Below are 18,619 nucleotides of genomic sequence, written 5' to 3'. Positions count from 1 at the left end.
ACCTGCTACTCGGTGCGCAGGCCCTCGGGGCGCATCAGCCGCAGCAGCGGCGGCAGGCTCAGCAGGGTCACCGCCAGGACGACCGCCGCGCCGAAGCCGGTCATCGCCAGCACGCCCGGCCAGTCCACGCGCACCGTGGAGCCGACCATCTTCAGCAGCACCGTGCCGAGCGTCAGTCCCACCACGCCGGCCAGCAGCAGGCCGAGCCCGACCGGGATCGCCGTCTGCCACAGCACCGACAGGCTCAGCGTGCGGCGCCGGGTGCCGAAGGCGACCAGGGCCGCCAGCAGCTTCTTGCGCTCGCGCAGCTGCTCCAGCTGGCCGACCAGCAGACTCGCGCCGATCAGCGCCAGTACGGCGGCCGCGCCGACGAGCAGTCCGTTGCGGATGGAATTGAACTGGCCGTCCCGCTCGACCGAGGTCAGCGTCTCAGCGTGCATCAGCGGGTCGATCCGGACCGCCGTGTTGATCACGTACTCGTGCACGTCGCGGACCGCGGAGTCGATGGACAGATAGACCACGCCCTGCACCGCCGTACTGGCGCCGGCCGGCAGCGCGCCCGGGGTGAGCAGGAGGCCGCCGCGGTCGTAGCCGGTGGGGTCCTGGCGGGTCGTCGCCTGCTTCAGCCCCGCCGGTACCGTCCAGCGGCTCGGGGATCCCTCGTCGTCGCCGGAGTAGGAGGGGTCGAGGTACAGCGTCCGGCCCTGCTTCGCCCCCGCCGCCAGCAGCTTCGCCGTCTCGGAGTCGCTGTCGGACCCCTTCACCGCGAAGGCGTCGCCGTCGTGGCAGGACGGCAGGGTGGCGACCTCCCGCAGCGAGGCGCAACTGCCCACGCTCACCTGGGCGGTCTGGTTCGGGTCCTTCTTCCGGTCGCCCACCTCGCCGTCGGCGATCGAGACCACCTTCCGTACGCCCTTGGTGGCGGCCATGGCCCGGGCCACCTCGGGCACCTGGACGCCGTCCGGCACCTGGACCGACATCTGCGCGCGGGTGAGGTCGTTGCCGGTCTGCTTGGTGTAGTCGGCCTCGACGCCGGCGAAGACCATCTGGAGCGCGATCGCACCGGCCACCGCCACCGCGATGCCGTTGACCATGCGGGCCGCCGTGCCACTGCTCAACTGCAGCCGCCGTACCGCCAGTTGCCAGGCCACCGCGCCCTGGCCGAGGCGGCCGACGACCGTCTCCACGACCCACGGCAGCAGCGCCGTGATGCCGACCAGGAGCAGCAGGACGCCGCCGGTCACCAGGTACTGGTTGAAGTCGCCGTCGCCGCGGCCCTGCCCGATCATCGGGTAGAGCGCCGCCAGACCGGCCACCGGGAGCAGCAGCCGCCACCACAGCCTGCGGCGCGCGGGCTTCGCCGTACGCACCACGCCGAGCGGCTCGATGACCACCCCGCGCAGGGCGAACAGGGTCACCAGGACGGCCGCCGCCGGGACGGCGACCGCCACCAGCAGGGCCAGCACGGGGGAGGGGTTGAGATAGCTCGGGAACACGCTGGTGCCGAAGACGTCGACGTTTCCGGCGAGGTGGCGGCCGACGAGGAAGAAGCCGGCGCCGAGGACGAGTCCGAGCAGGGCGCCCGCCATCGCCTCGCCGCCCGCGATCCGCCGTACCATCCGGCCGTCGGAGCCGACCAGGCGCAGCGCGGCCAGCCGCCGGTCGCGGCGCTCGCCGCCGAAGCGGACGGCCGCCGCGACGAACACGGCGACCGGCATCAGCAGCACCACGAACACCAGGAGCACGAGCAGGGTGAGGACCGGGTCGGACTCCGCGTCCGGGGACCGGGGGCTGCCGAAGTGGTCGATCCGGGCCACGTCCGGCGGGTGGATGTGGGCGGCGAGGTCGTCGGAGCCCGCGTAGTAGGCGAGCTCCTGCGAGCCGGTCAGCCCGCTCTCCGCGATGGTGGCGGTGACCCGGTACGGCAGCCGGGCCCGCAGGAGGGCCCCGTCGGGGGAGTCGAGCAGCCGCTTCAGCGCGGGCGAGACGGCCATCTCGCCGGGCGCCGGGTACGCGGTGAGCCCGGGCGGCACCGGCGCCTTCGCGCCCTCCCGCTGGATCATCCGGCCGCGGATGTCGCTGCCCCGGTAGGGGGTCTCGATGTCCGCGATGACGAACGTCTTCTCGCCGGCCTTCATCGGGTGGCCGAAGACGTACGTGTAGTCCGCCCGTGCCACGTCGCGCTGGTGGCGCACGGCGAGCGCGTTCGGGATGGCCGTGGTGAGCAGCAGCAGCGCCACCCCGAGGCCCACGCCCACCGCCGTCATCGCGGCCCGGAACCAGCCCTCGCGGCCGCCCCCGAAGGCGAACCGGACCCCCATGGCCAGATCCCTGGACCACTGCCGAACGTTCATACCGCCCGCTCCATGTCCCGGGACTTCCCGTCCCGTACGACGATCTCGCGGTCGGAGTAGGCGGCCACCCGTGCCTCGTGGGTGACGAGGACGACGGCCGCGTTGGTGGAGCGGGCGGCGTCGGTCAGCAGCTCCATCACCCGCTCGCCGTTGAGCGAGTCGAGCGCGCCGGTCGGCTCGTCCGCGAACAGCACCCGGGGGCCGGTGACCAGTGAGCGGGCCACCGCGACCCGCTGACCCTGGCCGCCGGAGACCTCGCCGGGCCGCTTCTTCGCGAGGTCGTCGACCTCCAGCTTCTCCATCCAGCCCAGCGCGGCCCGCTGGGCCTCCTTGCGGGAGGTGCCGTTCAGCCGCAGCGGCAGCGCGACGTTCTCCACGCAGGTCAGCTCGGGCACCAGCTGGCCGAACTGGAAGACGAACCCGAACTCGCTGCGCCGCAGCGCGCTGCGTTCGGTGTCGCTCATGGTGGCCATCTCGCGCCCGGCGTAGACGATCGAGCCCGAGTCCGGCGGCACGATCCCGGCGAGGCAGTGCAGCAGCGTCGACTTGCCGGAGCCGGACGGCCCCATCACGGCGACGACCTCGCCCGGGTGTATGGAGAACTCGGCCCCGTCGAGGGCGACGGTCGGGCCGTACGCCTTGCGGAGGTTCTCGGCCGTGAGCAGCGAACCGGCGGGAGCGTTCACTTGGCCACCTCCGCGCGGAGTTTGTCGAGCCGGGCCGCGGTCAGTTCCAGCCAGCGCAGGTCGGCCTCCAGGTGGAACAGGGCGTGGTCGCAGACGAGCTGGTCCGCGAGGTCGCCGTGGCGCTTGCGGTCGGTGAGGATGCGCATGCTGCGCAGGTGCTCGGAGCGCTGGCTGTCGAGGATGTCGCCGGCGTTCCGGTGCGTCAGCAGCGCGAGCACGACCTTGGTGTACAGGGTCGACTGGAGGTACTCCGCCGGCTTCTCGGGTGTCGCCAGCCACTGCTCGACGTCGGTGACCCCGGCGTCGGTGATGGCGTACCGCTTCCGCTCGGGTCCGCCGCCGGCCTCGATGCCGTCGACTTCCACGAGCCCGTTCTTCAGCAGCCGGGACATCGTCGAATAGACCTGGCCGTAGTGGAGCGGCCGGTCGTGACCGAACTTCTCGTCGAAGGCCCGCTTCAGGTCGTAACCGTGGCGCGGGCCGGACTCCAGGAGCCCCAGGAGGGTGTGACCGATGGACATGGGGAGGACTCTACACACGGTGTATACGCCGCGTGTATACGCGCCGTGTGTAGATCATGGCCCGCTGTACGGACCCGCAGGTGGGGCGCGGGCGGGAGCTGATTGTCACGGTTCTGCGACAGGGCGGCGCGGGCGCGATGTCACAGCGGCGGGGGGCGTCTCGTCTCCGGTCCGGGAGCGGGTCTCCCACGTCGGACCGGATCGGGTCGGAACAGGAAGGTGATCACCGTGCGGGTGTTCGTGGCAGGGGGCAGCGGGGTCCTGGGGCGGCGGCTGGTGCCGCAACTGGTGGCGCGGGGGCATCAGGTGACGGCCACCACGACCGGCGCGGCCCGGCTCGGGCTGCTGGAGAAGCTGGGCGCGGACGGGGTCGTGATGGACGGCCTGGACGCGCTGTCGGTCGGCGCGGCGGTGGCCGCGGCCCGCCCGGACGTGATCGTCCACCAGCTGACCGCCATCTCCATGGCGCACGCCGGCAAGCCCGACATCAAGCATCCCGACCGCTGGTTCGCCCTCACCAACCGGCTGCGCACCGAGGGCACGGACCACCTGCTGGCCGCCGCCGAGGCGACCGGCGTGCGGCACGTCGTCGCGCAGAGCCACGCCAGCTGGAACGGCATCCGCGAGGGCGGCTGGGTGAAGACGGAGGAGGACCCGCTGGACCTGCTGGCGGGGACCCCCGCGTACGGCGGGATGCTCGCGCTGCGCCACCTGGAGGACGCGGTCCTGCGGGCCGGCGGCGCCGCCCTGCGCTACGGCGCCTTCTACGGCCCCGGCGCCATCGACGATCAGGTGGAGCTGGTCCGCAGGCGCCAGTACCCGCTGGTCGGCCGCGCCACCGGGTACAGCAGCTGGATCCACCTCGACGACGCGGCGAGCGCGACCGTCCTCGCGGTGGAGCAGCGGGCGCGGGGCGTGTTCAACGTCGTCGACGACGAACCGGCGCCGGCCGCCGAGTGGCTGCCCTACCTGGCCGAGTGCGCCGGGGCGAAGCGGCCGCTGCGGCTGCCGGTGTGGCTGGCCCGCCTCGTGGCCGGCGAACAGGCGGTCGTCATCATGACCCAGGGCCGCGGCTTCTCCAACGCCAAGGCCAGGCGGGAGCTGGGCTGGGAGCCGCGGTACCCCTCCTGGCGGCAGGGGTTCAAGGAGGAGCTGGCGCAGGAGCCGGCCTGAGCCCGCTCTGGCCTGCTCTTTTCCGTCTCGTTGGTATCACTTGCCCTCAGCGGGCAACCCTCGGCCCTCTCCGCTCGTCGGTTCCGTTGGGTGGGGGTGCTGATTGTCACGTCCGAAAAAGGGCAGATCGTGCGTCCTCTGTCATAGAGAGCGGTGTTAGTTTTCTGGACTGACCTGAGCCACGTACCTGTGTGACACCCGTACACACGTGTGACAGCCGAGACGAAGCGGAGCAGACGGACTCATGGGACGAGCGGACGAGAGAAGAGCGCGACAGCGTGGCGGCCGCCGCGCCGCGCCGCGGAACCGCACGTCCCAGCAGACCGGGCCCGAGACGTCGGTGACGGCGGAGGGCGGGACCACGACCGCGGTCGAGTCGCCGGCCGCGCCGGCCGCCGCGGCGGCCGAGGGCGCCACCCGCGCGGAGCGCCGCAAGGCCGCCGCGGGGAAGACGCGGCCGGGCAAGGACGCCAAGGACGGCAAGGACGGCAAGCCCGCCAAGGGCCGCATACGCCGGCTGTTCACGTGGAAGAAGATGCTCGGCGCGTTCTTCACCGTCTGCCTGCTGGGCATCGGCTCCTTCATCGCGCTGTACATGATGGTGAGCGTCCCCGAGGGCAACGCGCTCGCGCAGACGCAGAGCAACGTCTACAAGTACAGCGACGGCTCCGTCCTGGCCCGCAAGGGCACCGTCAACCGCGAGATAGTCGACCTCTCCAAGGTCCCGAAGGACGTCCAGCACACCTTCGTCGCCGCGGAGAACAAGACCTTCTACAACGACAACGGCATCGACCTCAGGGGCATGGCCCGCGGCCTCTACAACACCGCGCGGGGCCGCGGCACCCAGGGCGGGTCGACGATCACCCAGCAGTACGTCAAGAACTACTACCTCGACCAGGACCAGACCGTCACCCGGAAGCTGAAGGAACTGGTCATCTCGCTGAAGGTGGACCGCGAGAAGTCCAAGGACGACATCCTCGCCGGCTACATCAACACCAGCTACTACGGCCGCGGCGCCTACGGCATCCAGGCCGCCGCCCAGGCCTACTACCGCGTCGACGCCGACAAGCTCACCGTCCAGCAGGGCGCCTACCTGGCCGCGCTGCTGCAGGCGCCCAGCCAGTACGACTGGGCGGTGGCGGGTCCCATCGGCAAGAAGCTGGTGCAGGAACGGTGGAACTACGTCCTGGACAACATGGTCGGCCAGAAGTGGCTGGACAAGTCCGAGCGTGACGCCATGAAGTTCCCGATCCCCAAGGAGCCGAAGGCCGCGTCCGGTCTGGAGGGCCAGAAGGGCTACCTGGTCGACCTGGCCAACACCCAGCTGGAGAACCAGCTGATGAAGACCCAGAACCTCACCCGGTCCGAGGCCGAGGCCCAGGTCGTCGACCAGGGCTGGACGATCACCCTGAACATCGACCCGAAGAAGCAGGCCAAGCTGGAGGCGGCCGTCAAGGGCCAGCTCACCAGCAAGCTCGACGGCAAGAAGCGCAAGGTCGACAAGAACGTCCAGGCCGGTGCCGTCTCCGTCGACCCCAAGACGGGCAAGATCCTCGCCCTGTACGGCGGCGTGGACTACTACAAGCACTACACGAACAACGCCACCCGCGCCGACTACCAGCCGGCGTCCACCTTCAAGCCGATCATCCTCGCCGCCGCGCTCGACCAGGACGCCAAGACGCAGGACAGCAAGGACATCAACGCCAACACGATCTACGACGGCACCAGCCGCCGCCCGGTCAAGGGCAGCGACATCGCCTTCGCGCCGCCGAACGAGGACGACGCCGACTACGGCAAGATCACCGTGCAGACGGCGATGAACAAGTCCGTCAACTCGGTGTTCGCGCAGATGGGCGTGGACGTCGGCATGAAGAACGTGCTGAAGACCGCCGACGACCTCGGCCTGGACACCGAGAAGCTCCAGGCGGTGCCCGCGATGACCCTGGGCACCATGGGCGCGAGCCCGCTGGAGATGGCCTCGGTGTACGCCACCCTCGACAACCACGGGCAGAAGGTCACCCCGTCGGTCCTCGCGTCGGCGGAGAAGACCGGCCGCAAGGTCGACCTGCCCGACCCGATCGGCGAGCAGGTGATCAGCCGTGAGGCGGCGGACCAGGTGACGTCGGTGCTGACCGGTGTGGTCGACGACGGTACGGCCAAGGTGTCGGTGGCCCAGAACCCGCTGCGCAAGGGCCAGCAGGTGGCGGGCAAGACGGGTACGTCGGACTACAACAGGTCGGCCTGGTTCACCGGCTACACGCCGGACCTGGTCACCTCGGTCGGGCTGTTCGGCGAGGACGCCAAGACCCACAACCAGGTCCCGCTGACCGGCGCCACGGGTCTGATCCCCGGCACCGGCCGCATCAACGGCGGTGGTTACCCGGCGCAGATCTGGGCGGCGTACACCTTCGGCGTCACGACGAAGACCAAGTTCGACCTGAACACCGAGTTGGGCGCGGCCGTCAAGCCGACGGACACGCCGAGCTACAGCGAGAGCCCGTCCGAGACTCCCTCGCAGACCCCGAGCTCGACCCCGACGAAGTCCGCGACCCCGTCGCAGACCCCGTCCCAGACGCCGTCGCAGACCCCGTCCCAGACTCCGTCCCAGACGCCCTCGCAGACGCCGACGGACACGCCGACGACCCCGGGCGGCGAGAACACGGACCAGCCGCTCGACCAACTCGACCCGTAGGCGGCGGACAGGCACCGAGCACGACGGAAAGGGCGCCCAGCACCGGCTGGGCGCCCTGCCGCATGGACGCCTGTGTCACCGTCAACAGCGGCTCCGACACGATCCGCGGCATCCAGCAGTGGATGAACGGCCGTTACGTCAACCGGCAGGACTTCTTCATCATCCCCTGCGACGGCGACCACTCCCGCGACGTCGCCGAATCCCTGCTGTACGCCATCCAGTACGAGCTCGGTATGGCCGACGGCACCGCCAACGGCGTCTTCGGTCCCGCCACCCAGACCGGCCTGAGGTCCCACACCGTCACCGTGGGCACCACCGGCACCTCCCGGCTGACGAGACAGAACCCCGGTTCCCGCACCCCGCCCACCGTGTGGCGCGACCTGTCCCTGACGGCGGTGACCGGGGCGCTCACCCTCTATCTCTGGGGGTGCCTGCATCTCGTCTTCCTGGAACGGCAGGAGATCGGCAACGAGTGCGCGAAGAAGGCCGACGGGATTCGGGTGGCCGCGTTCCACGGCGACTTCGTGCCCCTGCGGCTCGTCTGCCGCACGGACGCCGACCGCAGCTACACCGTCGTGGTCCCCGGCTGCCTCAATCCCTCCCTCGCCGTTCTGCTGCTGCCGGCCCTGGCCTGCGCGATCACCGCCGCCGTGCTCCACCGCAAGCAGCGAACGGCCAGGACGGAAGAAAGGCCGACCCTTTGAGTCATACCGTCCGAACCCGCAGACACGCCCTCACCGCAGCGGCCGGTGTCACCGCCGCCGCGAGCCTGGCCGCGACCGGACTGACCGCCGCCCCGGCAGCCGCCGTACCCCAGGCCGCCGTCTCCTGACGAGCCGCCCGTCCGCGAACGGATGGGAGATGGAGAACGAGACCGACGCGCACGGCTCGATCTGGACCTACGGCATCCAGGGCGAACCCCGGCCGGTCGAGGGCTGGGTACCGCCCACGGACATCCGCGGCAGCCGGCTTCCCGAGTCGAACCGGGCATCCGGCACCGCCGTGGCGATCCGGCCGGGCTCCTACCCGCCGGGTGCCCGGGGCGCCTTCACGGCCGGCCGGCAACTGATCATCCGCGACATCATCGCCGACACCGAGGGCGTCGTCCGCTGGGGCGGCGACGACCGTAGTCCCAGCGAGGGCCTGTTCTACGTGGCGGTCCGCCCGCGAGATCCACGTCCGGCCCGGGTCGCGGCCGAGATCCGTTCCCGGGAGGAGATCCCCGGTCGGGGAGCGGGCGTCCTGGTCGACATGACCCAGCCGTCCCGAAAGCGCCGCGCCGAGCGCTACGCGTGACGGGGACCTGAGGTCCGGCACGTGAACGGCCCTGCCCCGCACTCGCGTGCGGGGCAGGGCCGTTCGGCGCTTCTCAGCGGTTCAGCTCGAACCAGACGACCTTGCCGGTGCTGAGCCGGGTCGCCCCCCACCGCCGGGCCAGCCGGTTGACCAGGTACAGGCCCCGGCCGCCCTCGTCCGTGGCCCGGGCCTGCCGCAGGCGCGGGAGCTGGGGGACGTCGTCCCCGACCTCGCAGCGCAGCACGTCCGTCCGCAGCAGCCGCAGCGTCACCGGCCGCGACGCGTACCGCACGGCGTTCGTGACCACCTCGCTGACCAGCAGCTCGACGGAGTCGGTCAGCTCTTCGAGGCCCCAGCGGGCCAGGGCCCGCCGCGCCAGCCGCCGGGCGCGCCCGGGCGCCGCGTCCTCCGGCTCCAGGAACCAGTACGCGACGTCGCTCGGCGCGATCCCGTCGAACCGGGCCGCGAGCAGCGCGATGTCGTCGTCGCGGTCACCCGGCCCGAGCATGTCGAGCACCTCGTCGCACAGCGCTTCCAGCGGCGGCGGATGGTCCGGCCCCGTCAGCTGCGCCGTCGCGGCGAGCTTCTCGCGCAACTGCTCTATGCCGGTCCACACGTCCCGCAGCCGGGACTCCACCAGACCGTCGGTGTACAGCAGCAGCGTCGCCCCGGCCGGCGCGTCCAGCTCGACCGCCTCGAAGTCGACCCCGCCGACGCCGATCGGCGCCCCGGCCGGCACCCGCAGCACCTCGGCGTGGCCGCCCAGGTGCAGCAGCACCGGCGGCGGATGACCGGCGTTGGCGATGGTGATGCGGTGCGACACCGGGTCGTAGACGGCGTACAGGCAGGTCGCCATCCGGTCGGAGCCGAGCCGCTGGGCCTGCTCGTCCAGGTGGTGCAGGACCTCCTGCGGCGGCAGGTCGAGCCCGGCGAGGGTCTGCGCGGTCGTCCGCAACTGGCCCATGATCGCCGCCGACGTCATCGAGTGGCCCATGACGTCACCCACGACCAGCGCCACCCGGCTGCCGGGCAGCGGGATCGCGTCGTACCAGTCGCCGCCCACCCGGGCCGTCTCGGCCGCCGGCAGGTAGCGGGACGCCAGCCGTACGCCCGTGGCGCTCGGCAGGTTCTCCGGCAGCATGGTCCGCTGCAACTCGTCGGCGATGTAGGCCTCCCGGCCGTACAGCACCGCCTTGTCGATGCCGAGCGCGCTGTGCGTGGCCAGCTGGGCGGCGACCAGCAGGTCGTCGGCCTCGAACGCGAGGCGCTCCGGGCGGCGCAGGAACAGGGCCGCGCCGATCACCCGGCGCCGGCCGCGCAGCGGGGCGAGGATCGCGTGCTGGGCACCGGGGACGAGCGACTCGTTGCCCTCGCCGAGGAGTTCCGGCAGCGCGGCGCGCGCCGCCGGGGAGTCGGCGAAAACCGGTCGTACGCCCCGCAGTACCTCGTTCAGCGCACCGCCCGGCCGTACCTCGCACAGGTCGGCGGTGAGCGCGGCCAGGCCGAGGTCGGCCGGATCCGGTTCCGGGACCGGCAGGAAGCCGCCGTCGGTGTCCCGTTCCTCCGGGATCCGGTCGGTGCGGCGCAGCCGCAGCACCACCGGGCCGACCGGCCGCTCGTCGCCGACCGGCAGCGGGTCGCGCAGATAGACCAGGATCGCGTCCGAGAAGGTCGGCACGGTCGCCCTGCACAGCCCCATCACGATCTCGTCCAGGTCGATGCCCCGGGCGATCCGCCGGGTCGCGGCGCCCACGAAGCGCAGCCGGTCGCCGTCCCGCCGCATCGGCATCGGCCGGCCCGGCGGCAGCCCGCGTCCGGTACGGCGCTCCTGCGCGGCCGCCGCCAGCCGCTCCGCCTCGGCGCCGGGCTGCGGCGGGATGCCCTCAGGAGCGGGGCGCGGCCGGTGCGGATCGGGCTCAGCGCTGGTGGGCTGGGCGTGTTCGGGGCCGTTGACGGAGTGCTCCTTGGACGTGCTGGTACCGGGACCGGAGGGCGTCTCGCCCGCGCGGGCCTGTGCCGGTAAGGCGGTGCCGCCGCGCGGACAGGGCTGGGGTTGTCCCTGCGTCTGTAGCTGAGGCTGCGGCTGCGGGGTACGCAGGAGCGCCCCGCGGGCCTCCGCGGGGTCGGCGCCCGGCTGTGGGCGCTCGTAGGAGGTGGGGTGCTCCGTCACTCGTGTCGAATCCGTCCGTCCGGGGCTGCGCGCCGGGCGCGCAGGTGGTCCCGCCGAAGTGCCGATACCCGGATTACGTGTCCCAGGAACGGAATTTCGGCGTGGCTGGAGGCTGTTCCTGTGCCACCGGCGAACGATCTGCGGCCCGCGCACCGCTCGCCGGTGTTGCCCTCGTACCCCTCGCTCACGTCCTGCCGCCCCTCGGTGACGTTCGGTCAAGCCCGGCACATGGTCCGGGAGTTGTGCGTACGCTTCCTTGCGGAGGACGATCCTACGGTTGTGGACCGGGGGCGCATCAAGGGTCTCATGAGGACACGTGCGCGGGCGTACGGTCCCAGTCCTCCGGCAGTGACGGTACAGCCCAGGACGGGTCCGGGCGCCAGTGCTGCCAGCCGGCCGAGAACGGCGCCTGCCAGGCCTCGACGGCGGCCACCGCGGCCAGGCCCGCCGTCCGCACCGCCACGGCCGTCTCCGCGTCCATCAGCCCGTCCCGCTGGGCCTGCGCGAACTCGTCCTCGTCGAGCCACTGCCAACTGCGGTCCGGGTGCACGGAGATGTCCAGAAAGTAGTCCTCCGAGTCCACTCCGCCGCCCCAGCGGACCAGCGGCTGCTCAAGGTTGACGTACCAGTTCTTGAACTCCCAGCCCGGCTCCCAGAACAGCCACACCGACCAGGGCTCGCCGGGCCGGGCCAGCTTCAGCACGCCCGTGCCGCGCCAGTGGCCGTGCGTGACGGACCGGGGTTTGGTGTAGCGGGACTCCAGCGGCTCCTCGCCGACCGACGAACCGTCGGCGAGCACGGGCCGGACGCACTCGGTGCCGGGGGCCAGCCAGACGGCGAGCAGTTCCTCGTCGTCCCGGACGACGGTGACCGGGCGCGCGATGTGGAAGCCGTGCCCGGCGTTCTCCCGGTACCGCCACAGGATCTGGCTCCCGGGTGTCCAGAAACCGGTCCCGTCGCCGGTCGCACCGCCCGTTTCCCCGCGCCTCACGCGTCTCACCGCTCCACCGTCTGCCATGCACAGATATTAGGTGCCGTAGGCATACGACGCTGCGGCGGACGTCACGGTTCTGGCCGGGCGGCGCGAAACGTTCGCACGTGGTTACGGCCGTGTCATCCGCAGGACATCCAGCGCCTCGTCCAGCTGCCCGACGGTCAGGTCGCCCCGCTCGACGTACCCGCCCTCGATGACCACCTGGCGGATCGTCTTACGTTCCGCGAGCGCCTTCTTGGCCACCTTGGCGGCCTCCTCGTACCCGATGTACTTGTTGAGCGGGGTGACCACGGACGGCGACGACTCGGCGTACTCCCGGGCCCGCTCGCGGTGCGCGGTGATCCCGTCCACGGTCCGGTCGGCGAGCAGCCGCGAGACGTTGGCGAGCAGCCGTACGGACTCCAGCACGTTCTTGCCGATGACCGGCAGCATCACGTTGAGCTCGAAGTTCCCGGCGGCGCCGGCCACGGCGATGGTCTGGTCGTTCCCGATCACCTGCGCGGCCACCATCAACACGGCCTCCGGAATGACCGGGTTGACCTTCCCCGGCATGATGGAGGACCCCGGCTGCAGGTCCGGCAGCGAGATCTCGGCGAGCCCGGTCCGCGGCCCCGAGGCCATCCACCGCAGGTCGTTGGCGATCTTCGTCAGCCCGACCGCCACGGTCCGCAGCTGCCCGCTGGTCTCCACGATCCCGTCCCGCGCGCCCTGCGCCTCGAAGTGGTTCCGGGCCTCCGTGAACGGCAGCCCGGTGACCCGCGCGACCTCCTCGATCACCGCGGCGGAGAACCCGGGCGGCGTGTTGATCCCGGTGCCCACCGCCGTCCCGCCGAGCGGCAGCTCCGCGAGCCGGGGCAGCGCGGCCCGCAGCCGCTCGACGCCGTACCGCACCTGGGCCGCGTACCCCCCGAACTCCTGCCCGAGCGTCACCGGCGTCGCGTCCATCAGATGGGTCCGCCCCGACTTCACCGCATCGGCGAACTCCTCGGACTTCCCGGCGAGCGCGTCGGCGAGATGGTCGAGCGCCGGGATCAGGTCACGGGTGACGGCGGCGGTGGCGGCGATGTGGATGGACGACGGGAACACGTCGTTGGACGACTGGGAGGCGTTCACGTGGTCGTTGGGATGGACGTCGCGCCCGAGCCGCTCGGTCGCCAGCGTCGCGAGCACCTCGTTGGTGTTCATGTTCGACGAGGTGCCCGACCCGGTCTGGAACACGTCCACCGGGAAGTGCTCGTCCCACTTCCCCTCGGCGACCTCCTCGGCCGCCTCCTGGATCGCCCGCGCGATGTCCTCGTCGACCACCCCCAGCTCGGCGTTGACCTTGGCCGCCGCCCCCTTGATGCGGGCCAGCGCCTCGATGTGCGCGCGCTCGATCCGCTGCCCGGAGACGGGGAAGTTCTCGACGGCCCGTTGTGTCTGGGCCCGCCACTTGGCGTGGGCGGGGACCCGGACCTCGCCCATGGAGTCGTGTTCGATGCGGTAGTCGCTCATGCCTTTGTCAGCGAACGGGACGCGGCGGTTGTTCCGGACGCCTGCTGCATTGGCACCACCGAAGTCACCGGGTCGGGGGACTGCTCCTCCGCCCACCGGGCGGGACATCACGAACAAGTGTGACGATCACCCCAAGGTGACAGGGCGACTCCCCGCCGTCACCACCGCTGGCAGGAGGACCACTCGATGAACTTCACTCCCAAGGGTCTGCTCGGCGCCCTCGCGGCGGTGTCCATAGGCGCGGCGACCCTGCTGGGCGCGACGGCCGGTACCGCCGCCGCCGGAGGCGGCGCCCACCGCGCGCACTGCGCCCGCGCCGAACGCCCCGTCTGGAGCGGCGACCCCAGCCGCAACATGACCAGCCACGGCTGCACCCTGCCGTCCGCCCAGCGCCCCTGGTACCGCGTCGCCATCGACACCCTGGCCCAGCCCCACCACACCACGGACTACACGAACGGCCCGGTCGACCACACCGAGAAACTGCACGACGAAACCGTCAGGTGCATGGGCTACCTCAAGGACGGCGACACCGTGAACTGGTTCGGCTGCGTACCGGACTGACCCCACCAACCAGCCCGCCCGGCGCCCGCACCCCCACTCTCCAGCCCGTCCGGCGTTTGAGGGCGAAGGCCGGTCGGCACCACCTCTCAGCCCGTCCGGCGTTTGAGGAAGCAAGCCGGTCCGCATCCGCTCCAGCCCGTCCGGCGTTTGAGGACGAGGCCGGAGGCCGATGCGGGGGTGCGGGGGCGGCGGCCCCCGGAGCGGGCGGTCGCAGGGGGCCCACCCCCTGGAGGGACGGGACGGGTAGGGGCGGCGGGGGCGACACCCCCCGCCGCACCGAACGCGCTACGCCAGCCCGGGCCCCCGCACCGGAATGCTGGTGAACGTCGGCTGCGGCGCCGGATCCTGGAAGAAGTCGTTGCCCTTGTCGTCCACGACGACGAACGCCGGGAAGTCCTCGACCTCGATCTTCCAGACGGCCTCCATGCCGAGCTCCTCGTACTCGACGACCTCGACCTTCTTGATGCAGTCCTGGGCGAGCCGCGCCGCGGGCCCCCCGATGGAGCCCAGGTAGAACCCGCCGTGCGCCTCGCACGCGTCGGTCACCTGCCTGCTGCGGTTGCCCTTGGCGAGCATCACCTTGGACCCCCCGGCGGCCTGGAACTGCTCCACGTAGGAGTCCATGCGCCCGGCGGTCGTGGGCCCGAAGGACCCGGACGCGTACCCCTCGGGCGTCTTGGCCGGACCCGCGTAGTACACCGGGTGGTCCTTCAGGTACTGCGGCATCTCCTCACCCGCGTCGAGCCGCTCCTTGATCTTGGCGTGCGCGATGTCGCGCGCCACGACCAGCGGCCCGGTGAGCGAGAGCCGGGTCTTGACCGGGAACTTGGTCAGCTCCGCCAGGATCGTGTCCATCGGCTGGTTCAGGTCGATCTTCACGACGTCCGAGGACTCGTCCAGGTGCTCGTCCGTCGTCTCCGGCAGGAACCGCGCCGGGTCCGTCTCCAGCTGCTCCAGGAAGACGCCCTCGGCGGTGATCTTCGCGACCGCCTGCCGGTCCGCGGAGCAGGAGACCGCGATGGCGACCGGGCAGGACGCGCCGTGCCGCGGCAGCCGCACCACGCGCACGTCGTGGCAGAAGTACTTGCCGCCGAACTGAGCGCCGATGCCGATCTTCTGGGTCAGCTCGAAGACCTTCTGCTCCAGGTCCTTGTCCCGGAAGCCGTGCCCGAGCTCCGAGCCCTCGGCCGGGATCTCGTCCAGGTAGTGCGCGGAGGCGTACTTCGCGGTCTTCAGCGCGAACTCGGCGCTCGTGCCGCCCACGACGATCGCCAGGTGGTACGGCGGGCACGCGGCCGTGCCGAGCGAACGGATCTTCTCCTCCAGGAACTTCATCATGGAGGCCTCGTTGAGGACCGCCTTCGTCTCCTGGTAGAGGAACGACTTGTTGGCGGAGCCGCCGCCCTTCGCCATGAAGAGGAACTTGTAGGCGCCGCCGTCGGTGGCGTACAGCTCGATCTGGGCCGGCAGGTTCGACCCGGTGTTCTTCTCGTCCCACATGGTGAGCGGGGCCATCTGCGAGTAGCGCAGGTTGAGGTTCAGGTACGCGTCGTAGATGCCGCGGCTCAGCGCCGCCTCGTCGCCGCCCTCGGTCAGCACGTTCTGCCCGCGCTTGCCCATGACGATCGCGGTACCGGTGTCCTGGCACATCGGCAGCACACCCGCCGCCGCGATGTTCGCGTTCTTCAGCAGGTCGAGCGCGACGAACTTGTCGTTGTTCGACGCCTCGGGGTCGTCGATGATCCGCCGGAGCTGCGCCAGGTGCGCGGGCCGCAGGTAGTGCTGGATGTCGTGGATGGCCTCCGCGGCCAGCTTGCGCAGCGCCTCCGGCTCCACCTTGAGGAACGTCCGCCCGTCCGGTCCCTCGACGGTGGACACACCCTCCGAGGTCACCAGCCGGTACGGGGTGGTGTCCTCGCCCTGGGGGAGCAGATCGGTATACGCGAACTCAGGCATCTCAGCCCATTCCTCACTCTGACGGACGGCCGCCCGCCGACGCTGGCGGGCGCTCACCAGCGTAGAACCTGCCGCTGACGGAGAGCCTGTGAGGTAAGGCTCAGTTCGAGAATGGCACGGGTTTTCCACAGGCCGCGACGAGGGGTAGTCGCGATCTATCGCGTTTCGGTACGCTGCTGCCGTGGACCTTCAGAAGCAGACCCCTCAGGAGCGTGCCGGAGCGCCGGTGGCCGAGCTGCGCGCCTCGGACGCCGACCGCGACCGCATCGCCGACATCCTGCGGGAGGCCCTCGCCGAGGGGCGCCTGACCGCCGACGAGCACGCCGAGCGCGTGGAGGGGGTGCTGAACGCCAAGACGGTGGGCGAGCTGGAGGTCTTCATACGGGACCTGCCCGCGGCCCACGCCGGCCCGGCCGCCCCGGGCTACACGCCGGTGCCGCCGCGGCCGACGCCCGGCGCGATCCCCGTCGAGGCGGACGGCAACGTGGTGGCGGTCTTCAGCAGCGCCCGCCGCCGAGGCCGCTGGCGGGCCGGCCGCCGGCTGCACGCCTACGCGGTCTTCGGCTCCATCGAGCTGGACCTCACCGAGGCGATCTTCGAGTACCAGCAGGTCGTCATCAAGGCGGTCTCGGTCTTCGGCGACATCCAGATCCGCGTCCCGGAGAACGTGTCGCTGCGCGGCACCGGCGGCGGTGTGCTCGGCAACTTCGAGGCGGACACGCTGGATTCGGTCGACTCCGACGCGCCGGTCGTCTACGTCGACGGCTGGGCAGTCCTCGGCAACGTGGAGGCGCGGCCGAAGCGCGGAAAGCTCATCGCGGACATCCTGGACCGGGTCCAGGACAAGGTCGACAGGAAGTTGCGCAAACACCTGGACCGTTGACGGTCGCGAATCACTCCTTGCCCAGCGGCCTCAGGGGTCGTGAACAAGCCGCCGGGGTACGGCTGTTGAGGACGCTGTGCATAGGCCCGCGCACAGCGGGTAGGCCTTGCTGCATCGTCTCTCGCTCGCGAAGCCGTCGTCAGGAGTAGACCCGTGCTGCAACCGCCGCATTCGTCCCTGCAGGTAGCTGCCGTTCCGGCCCAGCGGGTGCCAGTGCGGGACAGGGACCAAGACGCACCCTGGCACACCGAGGCGGTGTGCCGGCGCGACGAGGCAGGCCTGTTCTTCGCACCTTCCAAGGAACCCACCGCCGCCCGGCTGTCCCGGGAGGAGGCGGCCAAGCGGGTCTGTGCCCGCTGCCCGGTGATGGTCGAGTGCCGCGAACACGCGCTGCTCCAGCCCGAGCCCTACGGCGTCTGGGGCGGCCTCACCGCGGCCGAGCGCCGCGTGGTCCTGGCCCGCCGCCGGCGCCGCGACATGGAACTGAAGAAGGCGGCGAGGACGGCAGCGGCGAACCGCATAGCACAAGCAGGCTGACAAAAGGCGCCCTCTCCGCACAGAGGGCGCCTTTTGACGTGCCTGAGGGCAGGCGCCGTCAGGGGCGCGGGGCTGTGCTGATGTGCGGCTGCCGCCGCGTGGGCGCGACCAGCCACTACGCGCCCGCAGTCACCGACGCGCCCGCAGCCCCTCCCCCGAAGGCGCTACTTCGCCCGGTCGAAATCCACCGTGCTGTACGCCCGCAGCTTGCGCAGCCGATGCTCGGAGTCGATCCGCCGCACCGTCCCCGACTTCGACCGCATCACGATGGACTCGGTCAGCGCGGTCTCCGACCGGTACCGCACCCCGCGCAGCAGCTCACCGTCGGTGATCCCGGTCGCCACGAAGAACACGTTCTCCCCGGTCACCAGGTCCTCGGTGGTCAGCACCCGGTCCAGGTCGTGCCCGGCGTCGATCGCCCGCTGCCGCTCCGCGTCGTCCTTGGGCCACAACTTGCCCTGGATGGTGCCGCCCAGGCACTTCACCGCGCACGCCGAGATGATGCCCTCCGGCGTGCCGCCGATCCCGAGCAGCATGTCGACGCCCGTGCCCTCGCGCAGCGCGTAGATCGACCCGGCGACGTCACCGTCGGAGATCAGCTTGATGCGCGCGCCGGCCTCCCGGATCTCCTTGATGATCCCTTCGTGCCGCGGCCGGTCGAGGATGACGACGGTCACGTCCTCCGGGGTGGCCCGCTTCGCCTTGGCGACCCGCCGGATGTTGACGGAGACGGGCGCGTCGATGTCGACGAAGTCCGCCGCCTCCGGGCCCGTGACCAGCTTGTCCATGTAGAAGACGGCGGACGGGTCGAACATGGCACCGCGCTCGGCCGCGGCCAGCACGGCGATCGCGTTGGGCATGCCCTTCGCGGTCAGCGTGGTCCCGTCGATGGGGTCGACGGCGATGTCGACCTCGGGCCCGGTGCCGTCGCCGATGCGCTCTCCGTTGAAGAGCATCGGGGCCTCGTCCTTCTCGCCCTCGCCGATGACGACCACGCCGTTCATCGACACGGTGGAGACGAGGGTCCGCATCGCGCGGACCGCGGCGCCGTCGGCGCCGTTCTTGTCGCCGCGGCCGACCCAGCGTCCCGCGGCCATCGCGGCGGCCTCGGTGACCCGGACGAGCTCCAGGGCGAGGTTCCGGTCGGGGGCTTCGGAGGGAACATCGAGTTCGGACGGCAGGTGATGATGATTCTCGGTCATCGGAGCGCACCTTTCTGATACGACGACGGCCGGATGAGGGTTTCCCGTCGACTCTATCGCCAGGCTGACAAAATGAGCAGGGGACCCCACGGATGAGCGC

15 protein-coding genes and 1 pseudogene are annotated in these 18,619 nt (G+C 71.3%); 8 read left to right on the top strand and 8 right to left on the bottom strand.

Translation table 11 applies throughout. The features are described 5' to 3' along the window. Positions 1–5: 5 nt before the first annotated feature. The 3 genes from ACGF5O_RS12875 to ACGF5O_RS12865 are packed head-to-tail and all read right to left on the bottom strand — an operon-like array spanning position 6 to position 3,561. Positions 6–2,354: an ABC transporter permease gene (locus ACGF5O_RS12875; RefSeq protein ID WP_393809912.1), complete on the bottom strand. Its 2,349-nt coding sequence runs from the start codon at positions 2,352–2,354 to the stop codon at positions 6–8. Continuing rightward, on the bottom strand, positions 2,351–3,040 hold the full coding sequence (locus tag ACGF5O_RS12870) for an ABC transporter ATP-binding protein (RefSeq protein WP_393809911.1): 690 nt from the start codon (positions 3,038–3,040) through the stop codon (positions 2,351–2,353). The genes ACGF5O_RS12875 and ACGF5O_RS12870 overlap by 4 nt, the downstream gene beginning before the upstream one ends. After that, on the bottom strand, positions 3,037–3,561 hold the full coding sequence (locus tag ACGF5O_RS12865; protein ID WP_351498703.1) for a PadR family transcriptional regulator: 525 nt from the start codon (positions 3,559–3,561) through the stop codon (positions 3,037–3,039). Before ACGF5O_RS12865 ends, ACGF5O_RS12870 begins: the two co-directional genes overlap by 4 nt. 219 nt (positions 3,562–3,780) lie before the next feature. Between ACGF5O_RS12865 and ACGF5O_RS12860 the strand changes: the two genes are divergently transcribed. From ACGF5O_RS12860 to ACGF5O_RS12840, 5 genes and pseudogenes are all read left to right on the top strand, one after another. After that, positions 3,781–4,734 carry an NAD-dependent epimerase/dehydratase family protein gene (locus tag ACGF5O_RS12860; RefSeq protein WP_393809910.1) on the top strand — a complete coding sequence of 318 codons (954 nt, stop codon included), beginning with the start codon at positions 3,781–3,783 and terminating at the stop codon, positions 4,732–4,734. Positions 4,735–4,978: 244 nt separating this feature from the next. Next, positions 4,979–7,426 carry a transglycosylase domain-containing protein gene (locus ACGF5O_RS12855; RefSeq protein ID WP_393809909.1) on the top strand — a complete coding sequence of 816 codons (2,448 nt, stop codon included), beginning with the start codon at positions 4,979–4,981 and terminating at the stop codon, positions 7,424–7,426. 62 nt (positions 7,427–7,488) lie between these two features. Then, positions 7,489–7,746: pseudogene (locus ACGF5O_RS12850) on the top strand (hypothetical protein); the annotation flags it as partial. A gap of 380 nt (positions 7,747–8,126) precedes the next feature. Next, positions 8,127–8,258 carry a hypothetical protein gene (locus tag ACGF5O_RS12845; protein ID WP_393809908.1) on the top strand — a complete coding sequence of 44 codons (132 nt, stop codon included), beginning with the start codon at positions 8,127–8,129 and terminating at the stop codon, positions 8,256–8,258. 29 nt (positions 8,259–8,287) lie between these two features. Then, positions 8,288–8,722: a hypothetical protein gene (locus ACGF5O_RS12840; RefSeq protein WP_393809907.1), complete on the top strand. Its 435-nt coding sequence runs from the start codon at positions 8,288–8,290 to the stop codon at positions 8,720–8,722. Positions 8,723–8,795: 73 nt separating this feature from the next. Here ACGF5O_RS12840 and ACGF5O_RS12835 read toward each other — a convergent pair whose 3' ends face one another. The 3 genes from ACGF5O_RS12835 to ACGF5O_RS12825 all read right to left on the bottom strand — a co-directional run bounded on the left by ACGF5O_RS12835 (position 8,796) and on the right by ACGF5O_RS12825 (position 13,380). Next, on the bottom strand, positions 8,796–10,892 hold the full coding sequence (locus tag ACGF5O_RS12835; RefSeq protein WP_393809906.1) for a SpoIIE family protein phosphatase: 2,097 nt from the start codon (positions 10,890–10,892) through the stop codon (positions 8,796–8,798). Between the two features lie 304 nt (positions 10,893–11,196). Continuing rightward, on the bottom strand, positions 11,197–11,910 hold the full coding sequence (locus ACGF5O_RS12830; RefSeq protein ID WP_393809905.1) for a DUF402 domain-containing protein: 714 nt from the start codon (positions 11,908–11,910) through the stop codon (positions 11,197–11,199). An 84-nt stretch (positions 11,911–11,994) separates the two neighbouring features. Beyond that, entirely contained in the window at positions 11,995–13,380 is a 1,386-nt protein-coding gene (locus ACGF5O_RS12825) for a class II fumarate hydratase (protein ID WP_393809904.1), read from the bottom strand. Between the two features lie 186 nt (positions 13,381–13,566). Here ACGF5O_RS12825 and ACGF5O_RS12820 point away from each other — a divergent pair, with 186 nt between their 5' ends. Beyond that, positions 13,567–13,941 carry a hypothetical protein gene (locus ACGF5O_RS12820; RefSeq protein WP_393809903.1) on the top strand — a complete coding sequence of 125 codons (375 nt, stop codon included), beginning with the start codon at positions 13,567–13,569 and terminating at the stop codon, positions 13,939–13,941. A gap of 285 nt (positions 13,942–14,226) precedes the next feature. Here ACGF5O_RS12820 and ACGF5O_RS12815 read toward each other — a convergent pair whose 3' ends face one another. Then, positions 14,227–15,897 (bottom strand): fumarate hydratase, encoded by a 1,671-nt coding sequence (locus ACGF5O_RS12815; RefSeq protein ID WP_393809902.1) that lies wholly within the window; start codon positions 15,895–15,897, stop codon positions 14,227–14,229. A 181-nt stretch (positions 15,898–16,078) separates the two neighbouring features. Between ACGF5O_RS12815 and ACGF5O_RS12810 the strand changes: the two genes are divergently transcribed. After that, complete coding sequence (locus ACGF5O_RS12810; protein WP_393809901.1) at positions 16,079–16,780, top strand: DUF1707 domain-containing protein; 702 nt, start codon at positions 16,079–16,081, stop codon at positions 16,778–16,780. Between the two features lie 153 nt (positions 16,781–16,933). Then, entirely contained in the window at positions 16,934–17,317 is a 384-nt protein-coding gene (locus tag ACGF5O_RS12805; RefSeq protein ID WP_393809900.1) for a WhiB family transcriptional regulator, read from the top strand. Between the two features lie 164 nt (positions 17,318–17,481). Here ACGF5O_RS12805 and glpX read toward each other — a convergent pair whose 3' ends face one another. Then, positions 17,482–18,519, bottom strand: a complete 1,038-nt coding sequence (gene glpX, locus ACGF5O_RS12800) for a class II fructose-bisphosphatase (RefSeq protein WP_362597857.1) — start codon at positions 18,517–18,519, stop codon at positions 17,482–17,484. Between the last annotated feature and the right edge of the window lie 100 nt (positions 18,520–18,619).

This window comes from Streptomyces sp. NPDC048291 (genome assembly GCF_043201715.1).
In the GTDB taxonomy this organism is placed as follows: Bacteria; Actinomycetota; Actinomycetes; order Streptomycetales; family Streptomycetaceae; genus Streptomyces.
The sequence above is the reverse complement of the archived record's forward strand: the minus strand, read 5'-3'. Positions and strand labels throughout refer to the sequence as shown.

Bases quoted from the DNA above. Each gene is read 5' to 3' on its own strand.
- ACGF5O_RS12875 (WP_393809912.1), bottom strand. From the start codon at position 2,354: ATGAACGTTCGGCAGTGGTCCAGGGATCTGGCCATGGGGGTCCGGTTC.
- ACGF5O_RS12865 (WP_351498703.1), bottom strand. From the start codon at position 3,561: ATGTCCATCGGTCACACCCTCCTGGGGCTCCTGGAGTCCGGCCCGCGC.
- ACGF5O_RS12855 (WP_393809909.1), top strand. From the start codon at position 4,979: ATGGGACGAGCGGACGAGAGAAGAGCGCGACAGCGTGGCGGCCGCCGC.
- ACGF5O_RS12840 (WP_393809907.1), top strand. From the start codon at position 8,288: ATGGAGAACGAGACCGACGCGCACGGCTCGATCTGGACCTACGGCATC.
- ACGF5O_RS12830 (WP_393809905.1), bottom strand. From the start codon at position 11,910: ATGGCAGACGGTGGAGCGGTGAGACGCGTGAGGCGCGGGGAAACGGGC.
- ACGF5O_RS12825 (WP_393809904.1), bottom strand. From the start codon at position 13,380: ATGAGCGACTACCGCATCGAACACGACTCCATGGGCGAGGTCCGGGTC.
- ACGF5O_RS12820 (WP_393809903.1), top strand. From the start codon at position 13,567: ATGAACTTCACTCCCAAGGGTCTGCTCGGCGCCCTCGCGGCGGTGTCC.
- ACGF5O_RS12815 (WP_393809902.1), bottom strand. From the start codon at position 15,897: ATGCCTGAGTTCGCGTATACCGATCTGCTCCCCCAGGGCGAGGACACC.
- glpX (WP_362597857.1), bottom strand. From the start codon at position 18,519: ATGACCGAGAATCATCATCACCTGCCGTCCGAACTCGATGTTCCCTCC.